The sequence below is a fragment of the Peribacillus sp. NPDC096447 genome (genome assembly GCF_044762725.1).
Classification (GTDB): domain Bacteria; phylum Bacillota; class Bacilli; order Bacillales; family DSM-1321; genus Peribacillus.
Map to the genome: position 1 here is coordinate 124,038 of NZ_JBIWEV010000003.1, position 15,608 is coordinate 139,645.

General features: G+C 35.4%; 14 protein-coding genes and 3 pseudogenes. 4 read left to right on the top strand and 13 right to left on the bottom strand.

All coding sequences use genetic code 11. From position 1 onward, the window contains the following. Positions 1–171 precede the first annotated feature (171 nt). The 4 genes from ACIQZD_RS11860 to ACIQZD_RS11875 all read right to left on the bottom strand — a co-directional run bounded on the left by ACIQZD_RS11860 (position 172) and on the right by ACIQZD_RS11875 (position 4,883). On the bottom strand, positions 172–1,770 hold the full coding sequence (locus ACIQZD_RS11860; RefSeq protein WP_402902433.1) for a phosphodiester glycosidase family protein: 1,599 nt from the start codon (positions 1,768–1,770) through the stop codon (positions 172–174). Between the two features lie 428 nt (positions 1,771–2,198). Beyond that, positions 2,199–3,125 (bottom strand): acyltransferase, encoded by a 927-nt coding sequence (locus ACIQZD_RS11865; protein WP_402902436.1) that lies wholly within the window; start codon positions 3,123–3,125, stop codon positions 2,199–2,201. Positions 3,126–3,552: 427 nt separating this feature from the next. Continuing rightward, positions 3,553–4,524 (bottom strand): peptidoglycan-binding protein, encoded by a 972-nt coding sequence (locus ACIQZD_RS11870; RefSeq protein ID WP_483878405.1) that lies wholly within the window; start codon positions 4,522–4,524, stop codon positions 3,553–3,555. Positions 4,525–4,673: 149 nt separating this feature from the next. Continuing rightward, on the bottom strand, positions 4,674–4,883 hold the full coding sequence (locus ACIQZD_RS11875) for a hypothetical protein (protein ID WP_350302574.1): 210 nt from the start codon (positions 4,881–4,883) through the stop codon (positions 4,674–4,676). Positions 4,884–5,577: 694 nt separating this feature from the next. Here ACIQZD_RS11875 and ACIQZD_RS11880 point away from each other — a divergent pair. The 3 genes and pseudogenes from ACIQZD_RS11880 to ACIQZD_RS11890 all read left to right on the top strand — a co-directional run bounded on the left by ACIQZD_RS11880 (position 5,578) and on the right by ACIQZD_RS11890 (position 8,251). Further along, entirely contained in the window at positions 5,578–6,402 is an 825-nt protein-coding gene (locus tag ACIQZD_RS11880; protein ID WP_402902444.1) for an alpha/beta fold hydrolase, read from the top strand. Between the two features lie 18 nt (positions 6,403–6,420). Beyond that, a pseudogene (locus ACIQZD_RS11885) lies at positions 6,421–7,634 on the top strand (SpoIIE family protein phosphatase). 371 nt (positions 7,635–8,005) lie between these two features. Continuing rightward, positions 8,006–8,251: a hypothetical protein gene (locus ACIQZD_RS11890; RefSeq protein WP_402902447.1), complete on the top strand. Its 246-nt coding sequence runs from the start codon at positions 8,006–8,008 to the stop codon at positions 8,249–8,251. A 377-nt stretch (positions 8,252–8,628) separates the two neighbouring features. Here ACIQZD_RS11890 and ACIQZD_RS11895 read toward each other — a convergent pair whose 3' ends face one another. Both ACIQZD_RS11895 and ACIQZD_RS11900 read right to left on the bottom strand, forming a co-directional pair. Next, a complete protein-coding gene (locus tag ACIQZD_RS11895) occupies positions 8,629–8,868 on the bottom strand; it encodes an MBL fold metallo-hydrolase (RefSeq protein WP_402902450.1) in 240 nt (79 codons plus the stop codon). 370 nt (positions 8,869–9,238) lie between these two features. Continuing rightward, positions 9,239–9,340 (bottom strand): hypothetical protein, encoded by a 102-nt coding sequence (locus tag ACIQZD_RS11900; RefSeq protein ID WP_402902453.1) that lies wholly within the window; start codon positions 9,338–9,340, stop codon positions 9,239–9,241. Here ACIQZD_RS11900 and ACIQZD_RS11905 point away from each other — a divergent pair. Beyond that, positions 9,306–10,190 carry an iron-hydroxamate ABC transporter substrate-binding protein gene (locus ACIQZD_RS11905; protein WP_402902456.1) on the top strand — a complete coding sequence of 295 codons (885 nt, stop codon included), beginning with the start codon at positions 9,306–9,308 and terminating at the stop codon, positions 10,188–10,190. The two genes, ACIQZD_RS11900 and ACIQZD_RS11905, sit on opposite strands and share 35 nt — an antisense overlap. A 176-nt stretch (positions 10,191–10,366) precedes the next feature. Here ACIQZD_RS11905 and ACIQZD_RS11910 read toward each other — a convergent pair whose 3' ends face one another. The 7 genes and pseudogenes from ACIQZD_RS11910 to ACIQZD_RS11940 form a co-directional block, all read right to left on the bottom strand. Continuing rightward, a complete protein-coding gene (locus ACIQZD_RS11910) occupies positions 10,367–10,834 on the bottom strand; it encodes an antitoxin YezG family protein (RefSeq protein ID WP_402902459.1) in 468 nt (155 codons plus the stop codon). 57 nt (positions 10,835–10,891) lie between these two features. Beyond that, positions 10,892–11,017: pseudogene (locus tag ACIQZD_RS11915) on the bottom strand (recombinase family protein); the annotation flags it as partial. 539 nt (positions 11,018–11,556) lie between these two features. Then, positions 11,557–12,042: an antitoxin YezG family protein gene (locus ACIQZD_RS11920; protein ID WP_402902462.1), complete on the bottom strand. Its 486-nt coding sequence runs from the start codon at positions 12,040–12,042 to the stop codon at positions 11,557–11,559. Positions 12,043–12,044: 2 nt separating this feature from the next. Next, positions 12,045–12,713, bottom strand: a pseudogene (locus tag ACIQZD_RS11925) (DNA/RNA non-specific endonuclease). Between the two features lie 711 nt (positions 12,714–13,424). Continuing rightward, positions 13,425–13,880: an immunity protein YezG family protein gene (locus ACIQZD_RS11930; RefSeq protein WP_402902465.1), complete on the bottom strand. Its 456-nt coding sequence runs from the start codon at positions 13,878–13,880 to the stop codon at positions 13,425–13,427. A 21-nt stretch (positions 13,881–13,901) separates the two neighbouring features. Then, positions 13,902–14,708 (bottom strand): DNA/RNA non-specific endonuclease, encoded by an 807-nt coding sequence (locus ACIQZD_RS11935; RefSeq protein ID WP_402902468.1) that lies wholly within the window; start codon positions 14,706–14,708, stop codon positions 13,902–13,904. Between the two features lie 390 nt (positions 14,709–15,098). Further along, positions 15,099–15,602: an Imm6 family immunity protein gene (locus ACIQZD_RS11940; protein ID WP_241635939.1), complete on the bottom strand. Its 504-nt coding sequence runs from the start codon at positions 15,600–15,602 to the stop codon at positions 15,099–15,101. Positions 15,603–15,608: the final 6 nt, after the last annotated feature.

Below are 15,608 nucleotides of genomic sequence, written 5' to 3' on the forward strand. Positions count from 1 at the left end.
ACCTTATATTATGCCTGAAGTTCAAACAATTAATAGCTGAATTCTTTGTGATTCTTGAACGTATGATTCCGTTAAAAATCTCTTCAGAAACCTATCTGAAGAGATTTTAAGTTTATTTGTGGCGACTGGCTTGAACTAAAACTATAAATGAAGTCGTTAATCTCTGCCCATCTATTCTACTAACATTATACCTTCGGCAATCGGGCGTTCACCTGCTGCATCAGAGGGTCTTGTGACTCGGTCATCCCCAACTGTCATGGTCGTCGATCCGCCGCCGTCAAGATTGATGGCATCGATGGCCCCTAATGACTTCATGACTTTCGCACTTTCTTCAAAATTAGCCCCCACACTCCATCCGGGTGCGCGTCCATCGATGGTGACAAATAATAGATTGCCATTCTCTTTGATTCCAGCAAGCGTTCTAGGGTTACGGCGCTCCCCAAAACGATAATAAAACCCAGGATCCTCTTCCCAGTGGAAGCCTTCCTCTACGGCATTGATGGAAATTTCCCCATTTTCCAATAAACGAGGACCTCCATTAATCATACTGGTGGTTTGGTCTAATTTTAATAGCTTTCCATCCCCGATGATTTCACTCTTCACCTGAATCTTCATCCCTTGTTGGGCATGTTCACGAAGCCACTCTGCCGCCTCCCCCGTTCCCGCAAGAACAGAAACACTGCCCGGAATGACTCCTCCACGATGGTCACGAATTTCCGCCACTTCTCCGGCATGATTTACGACCACTTCCACACCGGCGCCCGATTCTGTCTTTCCTCCAAATACGGACGTATATTGGATTAGCTCACTTTCATCATTACAAGTAAAATCATGTTTCGCCCGTTCTGTTGTCGTATCTCCTCCAACACCGCCACAATTGCGGATTAATCCTGGCTTCCGATTTAATCCATCCACTTCCCTGACCGCACCATCAGATGACGTAGCCTGAATTGACGTGGAAACAGACGCAATGTTTGCCTTCTCTTCAACAGAAGATAAAATCAGAGCTGAACGGCCATTTATCGCCTCACTGAAAAGTTGACCTTTGCTGGCGAATATACCGGCAAGATCGCCTGGTGTTCCATCCTTCTCTCCTACAACAAAGTATCCGGCATTAACTCCTGCAATGGCATCATTTCTGTCAGCGATTTGGGTCAATGTTTCTTTCCCTGTCACTGCATCATTTGCCAATTCAGGCTCCACATGCCCTTGAAATCGATCCTGATCCACTTCAAGGACGTTCACTACCCATGGTCCTGTTGTTTTCTCTCCGTCTTCACCCGTATACACAGTCCGTAGACCTGAATATCCCTTTTCCGATAACTTGTTTCTCATTTCGGCTGCATCCGCTTCCAGCTGATATTGGCCGATGCGGACAATGTATCCAAGTGGACCTTTTTCCCCATCATCCATGGCCCGATCCGGTTCTCTTATGATACGAGCATTTTTGAAACCATCTCTCTTTAAATTCCCCAACAATATCTTTGCCTGCTTCTTTGTTTTTACAAATGCCACATCCACTGTGAAATAGTCTTTAGAAGATGCTTCACCACGATGGATTTTGGTATACGTCACTCCTGGTGCTGGATTCATGGAAGTTCTTTGCTCAATCAAATTAGGTATTCCTAACGGAAGCGCATGATTCTTCACTTGTAATTGAGCATTCAATTCCGCTTGAACTGGAGTCTCTGGAATGGCATTTACAATCATCATAGATGCTAGACTAATAGTGGCGATAGGCAAAATGGGCTTCTTCCTTAATTTTTTCATTTTTTCCTCCAATAAAGTTATGTCCTGCTTTAACTTTATTGGAGGAATATGGTGGAAAATTAAAAAGACTATTATATTTCAGTCAATTTTAAGTGAACAAAAATGAGCATAAATACTCGATAAATATTACAATTCATATTTGTGAAAGGTCAACTTTTAGGACATCTTCACTTTGATAACTTAAATAACAATGTTTCCTTTGAAGAAAAATGTAATAGATGTCCAAACTGGATTTATTTTTGGTACGATAAGAGCCTTTAGGGTTTTCCATTTTGGTTGAGTTGTCTGTAGTGAGTTAAGTTTATCAATGTCCAAAAATTTTTATACAAATAATTTTCTGTAGTTTTAAAAGAAAGTCGCACTGTTTATAAAAAAAATAACGAAAGCAACTCAAAGTTTTGATTTATTTTTTGAGATAAATTCATTCATTACTTCTTGCCTCCTTTGCGAAAGATTCGATCGAGAAATGTTTTCTTTTTCTCTGGAGGCACAGGAAGAAAGAAACGATTCTTACTTGTTACATTAAGATAAGGCGTTAATATGTCAGTCTTCTCCTCTACAGAAGTTGCGGTATTAAGCTGTTCTTCAATTTTCGCAAAATGTTTCGCTGTCGAGCCTTTTGGCGTATAGACAAAACGCCCATCCGGGAAATTTTGTGATTCAACTGTTTCTTTTTCAGTATATGCATGTACAGATGGTCGTGCCCAAAAAACATTTTTCCGCACCACACGTGCAGGACTTCCTGCAGCTGCTACATTTGATGGGATAGATTTTGCCACGAGTGACTTTGCACCTAAAATTGAACCTGTACCTACTTCTACTCCTTTTAGGATCATGACGTCCTGCCCAATCCAAATGTGGTCACCTAAGTACACACTCTTTGTTGGGTTTATCCGTTTTTGAGTTGTTACATCGTAGATCAAATGTGGATCTGCCAAACGAACGACTACACCACTTGAAAACATATTATCATCACCGATGAATAGATTCTTTTGCTCAGAGAGAATAAATCTCGCTAAACCATTAAATGAATAGTTACGACCAAGGAAAAATGTATTATCATTCCAAACACTGACGCTCATCGTTGCATTGCGATTTGATTTCCCAATGATTATGAGCGAGTTGTTGCCATTAAAATTTAGCGTTACATTTTTAAATTTTGATCCGCGTTCAATAATTAACCGATTTCCATTACCCAAAAATTTGATTTTACTATTCACAAACGAAATCTCATCTTCGGTATTTCCTATAAAGTGTATTTCATTATTTGTTTCCGGTTTATGCAAGATGTTAGAAATGATTTCCATGCTGTCTATACCCACTTTCAAAATGTTAAAAACGCTTTCATTATACATTATTTATAGCTCACCACAAAGACCGCATAAGAAAACCTGAGGAAATGTAAAGTGAAGCCTTCGAATTTCCGAAAAACGGTAAATGAATTGAAGGTTGTAAATCAATAGGAACAATTGCTGGTAGATAGTCGTGAAGTTGCAGAAATGGTTGGGAAACTTCATGACTATTTAATTTGAGATATTAAAGGATACGTAAAGGTTTTTTAAGAGGTGTCCGTCAGCAACTAACCTTTTTCGCTTCCGATAAGCTTTCAAAGCTACTTTCGTTTCCTCACCTTAATATCTATCATCAGCTTCGATTTTTAAACGATTGGGGTATTTACTTTTAATGACTGCTATTATTCATACAAAAAAAGCCCTCATTTTAAGGGCTTTTTTGCTAAGCTAATTGTATTTAAGCATTATATTCTATTACATTTCATATATTTCATCCTAATAATTTTGCGAAGGTATTTTCACCGGCGACCCCGTCTGCAGATAATCCATTGGCCCTTTGAAATGCCTTCACCGCTATTTCCGTTCCGCTTCCAAAGATACCATCTATTCCATGTGGATTATGTCCTTCCAAATAAAGTGCAGCTTGAAGGATAAAAGTGATATTCCCTTCCGCCCCTTCCCTAACATTAGGTGAAGCCGCTTTTGTTTGGGGTCCCCATATTCCATCAACATTAATCTTTGCACCATATTGTTTATTCAATTCGGTTTGAAAACCCTTGATCAGCGCTTTTTTAGTATTGGGACCATAATAACCATCAACATCTATTTTTGCATTATACCTGCTATTTAGTGTCCTTTGAATGGACTTGATAGTTTGATTGCCGCTGTCCTTTGCAGGCGTATCTTTAACAATGACTTCCGAATCGACTTGTGTTGCTGGTGGAGCGGTTCCATTGACTTTTGATATCAGTACAGGCTTTGCTCCCGCTTTTAACTGGGAATAAGAGAGTCCACCCGTCATATCCAAGTGCGGGTAGTCTTTAAAGCTTGACCAATCCCCACCCCATGCAAATCCCAGGGATTTACCAATAGCCGCTACCCGTTTCCATTTTGCATCAACTGTCCATATGGCATTCTTTCCATCATTGCTGACTATGAAATAATCAATGGCTAGTCCATAGTTATGGTAAGATTGACCAGGCATCGCGTTGGTCACTCTCGGTTTCGATAAATCACTATAGTTTTTACCATCGTAGATATATCCTAGGCGACCTTGACCATATAGCTTTGCTTGCTCTTCCATAGACCGATAACCTGTGCTGATTTGAACGAAAATACCTTCTTGGTATGCCCGTTTAACCATTTCCAATGCTGATTCTTTTACGACTGGATGAATGCCGCTGCCCATATTCTTTTCTGAACGATCCAATAAAGTTTCTAATTTAACTGTCAATTTAATCACCTCCTAATATGTTATGGTGCTAATTAGGAAATGCTTGTACACCTACCTTGACGTTACAAAAAAAACGCCCTTTTATGTGGACATAGTATAGGTTCATCGTTCTTAAATAAAAAAAGCACAACCCTAAATGGGGCTGTGCTTTTGATCTATTATAAAGGCATATTTTGATCTTCTTTTTCTTTACCAATTACCCTTATCAACTCATCCAGCTTTTCATTTCTTTCTTGATCTAATCTTGTCTTTGCATTGATGAATTTAATTATCTTAATTATGAAATAAACACTTAATACAATAAGTCCCAAATAAAACAAAATCGGTATGATTGCAAAAAGCCCTATTAAACTGCTGGCTTGGTCCATAAATACTTCCTCCCAAATGTAAAATATAGTATTATTATACAGGAAAAACAAAGAAGGCGTCCGATATTGATTTATTATTTAAATAATTATTTCACAAAAAAATTGAAGGAAATGAGTCAGAAAAAGGGAGAAGTTTAAGTTACCCATAATAAAAACCCCCATCTTATCTTCACATAAACAGTCAATACTTCTCTAAACCCACTTATCCCTTCTCTATACAAAATGTTTTCTAAAAAGAATTTACACTCTAGAACAGTGGAATGAATCAAATCATGGCCATATATTTCGAGCTAATTAAAAAATCCCCCGTGAATCCCCTATACATAATCCCTTTTATAATTAGGCTTTGCAAAGGCTAATTATCAAGGAACGTTGTCGACCTTTTCGGGTATAAGAAGTTCGTGTATACGTAAGTCTAAGAGTTTCCAAAAGTGATGGTTTGAGAAGATAATGTGGTTCCTCGTACTCACTGACCAGCAAATCTGAGTCTATGAAAACCGATCATTACTTACCATGGTACAAGGGTGACAGAACTTTTAAGGTAAATAGATGCTAAGACAATTTTCAGTTCAAGTAAATCCTGGTGAAGTTAAAGATAAGTTCCACTGGTATTGTACTAAAGTGTAATTCTTTAATTCGAATAAGGTTAGTGTTAACATATAGTAAGTATATCCTCTAAATGAAGGAGCTAATTATGAATCCCAATATTTTATTGCGTAATAATGTAAAGTTTAAAGGAAGTGGTACACGACCAATGATATTTGCTCCAGGTTTTGGTTGTGATCAAAATGTCTGGCAATCAGTTGCAAAAGACTTCGAAGATGAATACCAAATTATCCTATTTGACTATGTTGGGTCAGGTAATTCAGATATACAGGCATATAACGTGGAAAGATACAGTACTCTTGAAGGGTATGCACAAGACGTACTTGATGTTTGTTCCGCATTAGACCTAAAAGATGCTATATTTGTTGGACACTCTGTTGGATGTGTGATTGGCATGCTGGCATCAATTAAACATCCTGAATATTTTTCTAAACTTGTTCTGGTTGGTCCTTCCCCTTGCTACCTGAATCTGCCTAATGATTATTATGGAGGATTCGAGAAAGAACAACTTTTAGGATTGATTGATATGATGGAAAAAAATTATATAGGCTGGGCAACTGCCTTTGCTGGAACGGTAATGAATAATCCAGATCGACCAGAGCTTAAACGGGACCTAGAGAATCGTTTTTGTTCTACTGATCCTATTATCGCTCGACAATTTGCGGAGGTTACCTTCTTTGCAGACAACCGTAAAGACTTACCAAAAGTAAAAGTACCATCACTCATTTTGCAATGTTCAGAAGATGTTATTGCTCCGTCAGCAGTAGGTGATTATATACATAAGCATCTTCCTAATAGTACATTGAAATTGATGAAAGCAACAGGACACTGTCCACATATTAGTCATCCTGAAGAGACGATATACCTAATTCGTCAGTATTTGGATGAATTTCCGACAAACGATTTACGGTAAGGGATGGAGTTGATTTTTGTGAATGAACAATTGAATGAGGCTCCCTGCGGATATTTGACACTATCAGAAGAAGATACTATTTTATCCGCTAACCAAACCTTACTTAAAATATTGGGGTATAATCTCGATGAATTGAAGGGACAGCATATTAATTTTATCCTTTCGGCTTCTGCTATACTCTTTCATCAGCTTTATCTGGTTCCTCTGATTAAGTTAGATAATCACATTGAGGAAATATATATATCCTTAAAGTCTGAAGACGATGAAGAAATACCTGTGTTACTAAATGCTGTTCAAAGAGAGCGAGATGGAAGAACTATTATTGAGTGTGTAGTGATTCCAATGCGAAAAAGAAACGAATTAGAAAATGAGCTTCTTATAGCGAAAAAAGAGGCAGTGACAGCTCTAAATGCTAGGAATAAGGCTTATTCCGATTTAGAGAATGCTCATGAAACGATGAAAGTTCAAAAGGATAAACTTATTGAATTAAACGAAAAAAACGAAAAATACAAAGTAGATACAGAAAGAGAAATGGATCTTGCTAAAAAAATCCAGGAGACACTATTAACTGTTCCTATTATTAATGAACATCTTGAAATTCAAGCGTATTATAAAGGTTCCAATCAATTATCAGGTGATCTATATGGCTTCTACCAAATTGACGCCCAACGGTATGGGCTTATCCTACTTGATGTGATGGGGCACGGGCTTTCTTCAGCTCTCATAACCATGTCACTTCATTCCATATTTCAGAGATTAATTTTAAAAGGTTCTGAAGAGTGAAAACTGTGATGAAGGAATTAGATGATCACCTTCATTCTTTATTCAAAAACACAAGTGAAACTTGGCATTACTGCACAGCCGTCTACCTTTTAATCGATACTGATAAGAGAGAAATTAATTATATCAATGCAGGCCATCCTTCCGTTCTTTTACAGGATAAAAACGGAAAACAATATCAGTTGCGTTCTAATCGGCCTCCACTCGGGATGTTTGAAGAAATTATTTTTAAAACAAATACCCTTACATACAATAAGGACAGTAAGCTGTGCCTTTATACAGATGGAGTTGAAGAACCTCTAGGTTCAGACCGTTTATGCTCATTGTTAAAGGCCTATTCGGCTGCCCCTTTATCTACACTTAAAGAGGAAATTATACAATCGCTTAGAAATGAAGAAGACACTGACCAACGTAAAGATGACCAAAGTCTTATTTTGGTTAAACTTAAATAAGACTTTGGGGTTGCGCTATCCGTTACATAAACTAATACAGGTTACTGTTCCATTTCTTGGGCTATATTCGCAAATCAATTATCTTAGTTATAAAGGGCTTAAATTTAGTTGGTCGAAAACCGAGAGTCTTAATGGACCAGTTTAGTAATTGGCATAAAATAAAACAAATGAGGAGCTATCTATTTTAGGTAGCTTCTATTTTTTATGCAAGATAATTATCAAAAACCGATCCATAAATCATCCAGCTATCAGCACACTTTCAATCGATTTAACCAGCTTTCCATTAATTTTCATTCATTTTGTTCTCCGCTTTGCCTTCCAATCCTTTCCATCATATAATGAAGCTATTAAAGAGGAAGGGGGCATGGCAAATGAACGAAGGTAGATATCCATTCGTTACTTCACTCGCTTCTCATTTAAACATGCGGCTCACTCGTTTGGCAGAAGAAAGGGAAATCCCACTGGAAAGATTATTGGATAAATCCGTCGAATTGTTACTTGAATATATGGAAGACAATGAATTGATCAATGACCATGTTAAATTAAACAATGTTGAAGCGATTAATAAAAATAATGAAATCATTCAGCAAAGCAGGCAAATCCTTAAGAAAGACTAGCTTAAAAACACTCAGCCATTACGGTTGAGTGTTTTTAAGCTTTTAAATTTTCAGAGCATTACTCACCATCAACTTCATGTCCAAATAAAAAAGGCGGTCACTAGGACCACCCCTGTTTAACAACTGTTTTACAGCTGCTTCATTCTTTTGTGATTAATAAAAACGATGCTTGTTTTTTTTGCACTTCTTACATTTACAACGCTTTCCAGGAAACCATACTGTACTCGGGTCATTATTCTCATAACATTTCTCTTCAAAACAACAATATAGCTGCATCCTAACACCCTCCTTACTATTGTATATGCCTGTACTGATTATAGGTGTGGACAAGTTAATTAAAGTTTAGAGTGAATCCGAAAACAATTTTTTCATTGATTCTAGCCAAATTCCAATGTATGTGGAAGCAAAACCGAAATCTCCCCAAGTTTATGACTAGGAATAACAATTTTAGAATCTTTGTATACATACATTAAATTCATCATCGTTATTGGCCAAGCTTTCATGATAGCTTCATCAGTTATCCCCGAATTCTTTTGTTTCATATTTCCAACATTTAAAGTTGATGCCATCGAATCCAGTGAAGGATCAGGCATAGGATATTTGAATTCTTTTGCCAATCATAATTTAAAACCCTTTTTTTAACTTTTTCATTACTTCTTTCTTTCAATACTATATTTATAGAATTATATATACCTCCAAATTTCAGTTCAAATAAGGATGATTTCACAACGATTAGACCATAATATAGTTATGTAAACAAGAATTAATCAAATAAAATATTAGAGATTAATAAAAATTTAAAGAAGTCTTCAACAAGTATTTAACGACGCAGGCAGAAAATGATGACTGGGAACACTGCAATTTTTTAGTACACAATTTTAGTCATCTGGCGAAAGTTATTGACAATGATTATCATTACTATTAATATATTGATGTAATCATTGAAAATGATTATCATTATTAATTAGACATTTTTTTGATATGTTTTTAACCTACTCTATAATTAATAAGGAGAAAAATCAGAATGAAGAAGCTATTCATCCCCTTCCTACTCTTGTTCGTACTTATTCTTAGTGCTTGCGGGAACAAAGAGACAGCGAACGAAAATAATGCATCCAAGGCTAAAAAAGAAACAGTTACATATCAATCAGAAACTGGCCCTATTGAGATTCCTAAAAATCCAAAAAGAATAATTGCTCTCTCTAATGGACCTAATGTATTGGCTTTGGAAGGCAATGTCGTTGGAATAGACCAATGGACTAATATGAATCCACTTTTTAAAGAAAGACTAAAGGGTGTGGAAGTCGTATCAGAAGATAACCTCGAGAAAATCATTGAACTGGAACCGGACTTAATCATTGCGGGATCCGAGATGAAAAATATTGGAAAGCTAAATGAAATTGCTCCAACTGTAGTATTCACTTGGGGAAAATTAGATTATTTATCACAGCAAATAGAAATCGGAAAACTCTTAAACAAAGAAAAGGAAGCAAAAGAATGGGTTAATGATTTCGAAACGCGTGCAGAATCCGCAGGAAAAGCGATACGTGCAAAAATTGGTGAAGATGCAACCGTTTCTGTCATTGAAAATGATGCTAAGGAGTTTTATGTATTTGGAAATAACTATGCACGTGGAACTGAAATATTGTATCAAGCAATGGATTTGAAAATGCCTGAAAAAGTAAAAGAAAAGGCACTTAAATCCGGCATTTATGTCCTCTCATCTGAAGTGCTTCCTGAGTATACTGGAGATTATATTATCTTTAGTAAAAACCCGGATGTGGTTAATTCATTTGTGGAGACCGAAACATGGAAAAATATACCTGCAGTTAAGGACGATCGTATATTTGAAATAAATAGTAAAGCATCCACCTACAGTGATCCAATCACTCTAGAACATCTTCTGGAATTTTTCGAAAAATCATTTCTTAACAAATAGTATGCAAAGAAGGAATTCTTTAATGTGTTTTATACTTGTATCTTCGAAAAAACAAAAAGCACTTTTGCCTAAAAGGCAATCAAGTGTTAAATCCAACGGATATTCATATCAACAATGAAAAGACCTTAACATTAGCGTTAAGGTCATACAAAAAAACAAGCTTTTCTTATCCTCCATTATTCTTTCTTGAGGTATTCTTCAAAAATACTCTTATCATATTCAGTTTCAGGTAATAGGCCTAAACGAGTATATTCCCAAATAACCCTTCTTTCGTGATCATCTACATCTAATAGATCTTCATAATCATAGTCAACCTTAAATTCCCCTGTACTTTCTAAAGTAAAAGTTAAATTGGTCCATTGTTCTTGATTATTATCTTTAAATTCATCTGACAATACTTTTAGTTCATCTAATAATCGATACCATAATTTACCATATTCTTCTTCATTTAAACTATATATTTCAGGTATATCATGGCTATAAATAGGCACTTCACTATTAGTAGTATAATAAAAAAAGAAAGCAGTACCGGTACCGTCAGCAATTTCACCGTACATTAATACCTTTGACCATTCCTCTGGTATAGTTTCATTAATAGTTTGGGCTATTTTTTGATAAATACTATTAAGTTTAATTTCATTCATACTTACCTACCTCCTGCTCAATTTTCAAATGTCCATATCTCCAATATTCCTTACTGGTAGGTGTATCAAGTTCAAGCCTTGTTCTTCACAATATGCTTTAATTTCATCTTCTTGATATTTCAAGCTATATCCATCTCTTACCTGACCTTTAGTTGAGACTCGTATATACCCAACAACGTTCAACTTTTCACCCTCCCGTTACGAAATTTACAATTTATGTAACGCTTTTTAAACGATCTCGCCCATTTCTCTTTCTTATTCAGTTCCGCCAAGTATTAAAACGATACTCCTTGATGGTACAACCATCATGAGCTTTCGATTTTCAAGTAAATCATTTTCCTTTTGTCTACTTAACAGTGGGTGCTTCACTTTTACGTAATCCATTACTTTATCGTTACGAGCATTGTCATATTCGTTAGTTTATTAACTACTCCCAGTAATACTGCACCCACTATATAAATGTCATCTCGCCTATTTCACGTGATTCTCACAAAATCAAAATCATTAAATCAATACTCCATGAAGGTACTACCTTCATGAGCTATGAATTTCAGTAAAGCATCATTCATGTTATCCAAAACATAATTGTCTAATAAAAAACAAAGCACTTGTTACCTAATCGGCAATCAAGCGCTTTATGGTTTGCTATATATAATAAATCTTTCCTTCTTTAAACCCACGAGCAAATATAGCCATTTATTTTTTCCATCTTACTTGTTAAATTAAATAGGATTATTCGGAAATTCACTAAGATACTTATCAATTAATGCTTTATAATTTTCATCAGTTGGAATCTCACCTAAATATTTATTTTTCCAAATAATCATTTGGTCACTAAAACTATATTCTGTATCAAACCAATTTGTATAATCATAATGTAACTTAAATTTCCCACTACTCTCTAGAGACATTGTAAAAGAATACCACATTTCCTGCTCATTATCTTTAAAAACCTTTCTTAGTTCCTTACTCAATTTATATAACACATCTTCTTTTCTCTCAAATTCATCTTCATCATTTTGAAATTTGAAAGGAATTTCCAAACTATATTTATATTGCTTATTTTCAAGTGTATTATAAAAAAAGTAAGTTCCTCCTCCATCTTCTGATATTTGAGCATAAAAATAAAATTTATTCCAATCTTCTGGAATCATTTCATTAACTGTTTCAGCTATCTCTCTATATAATCTATTCATTTCCTTTTCCATACTCAACCTCCTGCTCTATTCTCAATGATTTTCTTAAATATTCCTTTACCTTCAATTTCATAAACTACTCTATATGAATCTGGTCTTAATGAATTCCCAACAAAAACTGGCTTAATTTTTACAGATACTTTTTTCGGTGGAATCTCTTTCAGAGCGTTTGCCCACTCAGTCTCCATCTTGTACCATTCTCCACCAGAGCGATTAATGTGCCTATTCTGGGCAAGCAAATTATCAATATCTCAAGAGCCACGAAACTGAGTTCCTATCAAGTGTCCACCATCATCATCAATCAACCTATCTTCTCGACCTACTGCCACTTGCATTGCTGTATTTCTTTTCCCTTTTCCAAGTATTAATTCTTCTACGTTTACATCTACTATTCTACCAAGTTCATCAGTTGTATATCTATAATTTCCCTCAGTTATATAGCGTACATTCGGAGCTAGTTCTTTCCTTCCATTCTTTCCTTTAATGATATGATTACCGAAATTTTCAGCTGTTATTTCGGTTATCATACTATCATTACCCGTACCCTTAGGAACACTCTCCCCTGAAACAGTCTCTACTTTTCTATCCTTCACCGTGAATCTCTGATAGGCTTCCTTAATTGTCTGCTTTTCCATCACAACTTGGGGAAGGCTTGGTCCTCCTGCGAGGGAAACTTGTTCCACACTTATACGTTTAGGAATTTCCTTTTTACCTAGTTCTTCACCTATATTTTTTAACGTGGTTTTTCCGGATCTCGTTATGTCTGTTATTGTAGCTTGTGCCTTCTGAACCTGCTTTTGCGCATACTCCTTACTGTAAGGGACGAACTTTGTACCACTTGCTAATTTTTTCTAATCCAACTTCCCTGAGTATATCCATATTTTTTTAATAGAATGATTTTAATACCTCACGGCATAATATCTGAGGTACCCGAAATGGCTTTAGTTGATTTTTCTCTAATGAAAATTTTTAAAAAAATTCTGCTGCTAATTCTTTTAATTCGTCTAATAATTGATACTTATCTATCGATACTTGTGTTTCCATTACCCAATCATCGCCTGTTCTCCTCCTATTTATGAGCGTACTCGTATAAAAAATTTAACACGTGGTACACTAATTTAATAATAATGATCGCTTTAATCCATGTATGTAAACATGCATAAAAGCACTCGTCGCCTATAGAAGACAATCAAGTGCTTTAAGTTCATACATGTTTTAAGTTTAGTAAAATCTTTGAGTTTTCATATGTTTGTAAGTTTCATGTTTTTATATTGACAGTACGACATCTTTTTTTATGTCATCTCGCCCTATTCTCGTAACATTGACACTCCTTGAAGGTACTACCTTCATGTAGCATGAATTCAAATTAGAGTGTATCTTCGATTCTAAACAATTTAAAGGTTATTATTTTTTATCTCCTCAAACCACTCATTAGCAATATGATCCGCCGTTTTAATATCATCATTCGTATATACTAAATCATACTTGTATTCCGCTTTGAAGTTACCACTCTTAACATCATATATTAATTTCATCTCAGTGGGCATGTCTCTATCATATTCTTTACACAATAATTTTACTTTTTGGATATCTTCACATATTATGCGCAATACCATAGACTGTCGTTTTGTAGACACATCATATCTTTCGTCCCCATTCTCCAATGCATCGTTCACCTTATGACATTCTACATACTTATTATTAATCAAATAAAAGAAACCGCTCGAAATAATTCCTTCTTCACATGAAGCATAAACATACACTTTATCCGCTTTATCCTCAACATATTCCACACATATAGAGACCATATCTGCTTGCAATTCACTAAATCTATCTTCAAATTCTTTCATACTACTTTTTCACTCCTTAGATTAATTTTCAATAATTCTAAAACCTGACTTACCATCAATTGAGTAATTAACTATAAATTCCTTTGGGCGCATATCATTTCCAGAATAAATTATTTCAACATCAACTGTTACTTTTTTGGGAGGCGTTTCTTTTAAAGCTGTAGCCCATTCCTCTTCAATCTTCTTATATTGCTTCAAATTAACATCAGATAATTGCGATACCAAATTGTCAATTTTAGGTGATCCTCCAAATCTATCACCTGCCAAATGCCCTGCATGGTCTTGACCTTTTACTTTACCAGGTGTGTTTTTGCTGTGTGACAATCTATCTGTTCTCGATGTTAATTGTAAATTTTCTGTTTCAAATTTTACAATCCTACCTACATTATCTGTTTCATAAAAGTAATCATACTCTCCTGTTTTATACCTAATATCAGGCTTTAACCTATTTTTTCTTCCGTTTGTAAACTGTTGTCTGTTGTCCACTAATGTTTTAACTTCACTTACTTCAGCACTTTTACCCGTACCCTTAGGAATACTCTCCCTTGAAACAGCCTCTACATTGCTATTCTTCACCGCAAATTTCTGATAGGCTTCCTTAATTGTCTGCTTTTCCATCATAACTTGGCGAAGGGTTGGTCCTCCTGCGAGGGATACTTGTTCCATACTTATCCGTTTAGGGATTTCTTTTTTACCGATTTCTTCACCTATATTTTTTAACGTGGTTTTTCCTGATCTCGCTATGTCTGTTATTGTAGCTTGAACCTTTTGAACCTGCTTTTGCGCAAATTCCTTGCTGTAAGGGACGAACTTTGTACCACTTGCCACTTTTTTCTAAGCCACCGTACCTTAAGTAAATCTATATGATTTTAGTCCTTACGGCCTTTTAACTGAGGAGCCCGATATAACTTAAAACGATACATATTCTATTTCTACAATGAAAAGACCTTAACTTTTGCGTTAAGGTCATACAAAAAAACAAGCTTTTCTTGTCCACGGTTATTATTTCTTAAGGTATCATATTATGTTTCACGTAAAAGACCTAAACGAGTATTTTCCTAATTTCCTCTTTCTTGATCATCTGCATTGGATATTTCCTCATATTCACAGTTAACCCATCTGCTAACAATTTACATAACCTACTTTGTTGTTTTATTAGCCCGTATAAAACAAGAACTTAAAGGCATAAAGCTGAACAGCCCTTTGTATAATTACTTATTAAATGCTAGATAAAATTTGTTTTCTTATATTTGCATCAATTTTATTATTTGAATAATTATCTTGTAAGCTATCAATTAAACGATAGATCATTTCATCCGTTCCTTGGTTAATTTCTAAGAAATTATTTAAGAAATGATGGAATAGATCTTCATCCACTGATTCTATTGGAGCAGGTAAATATTTTTCCCCTTGCTCAATGTAAGCTTTCCAATCAGTAAAAGCAATTGCATCAATAATGCAGTTCCAAGCCTTCATCTTTAATTCGTTCTCCTCAAATTGCATTAGAATGAATAGACCTGTTTCATCAGCATTATCTAAAAATTGATAGATAGTATCTCCAGAAATGTTTTTGTTTTCAACCCAACTCCAGCATAAGTCAATTGCTTCTACTGCATCTTTATACCCAGAAGAGTTCGAAAGCATGCCAATAACTTTTTCAGACAAAGTTAAAAGAAATGCTACCTGTAAATCAGCGTTCATGTCATTAATTTTTTCTATCACAAACTT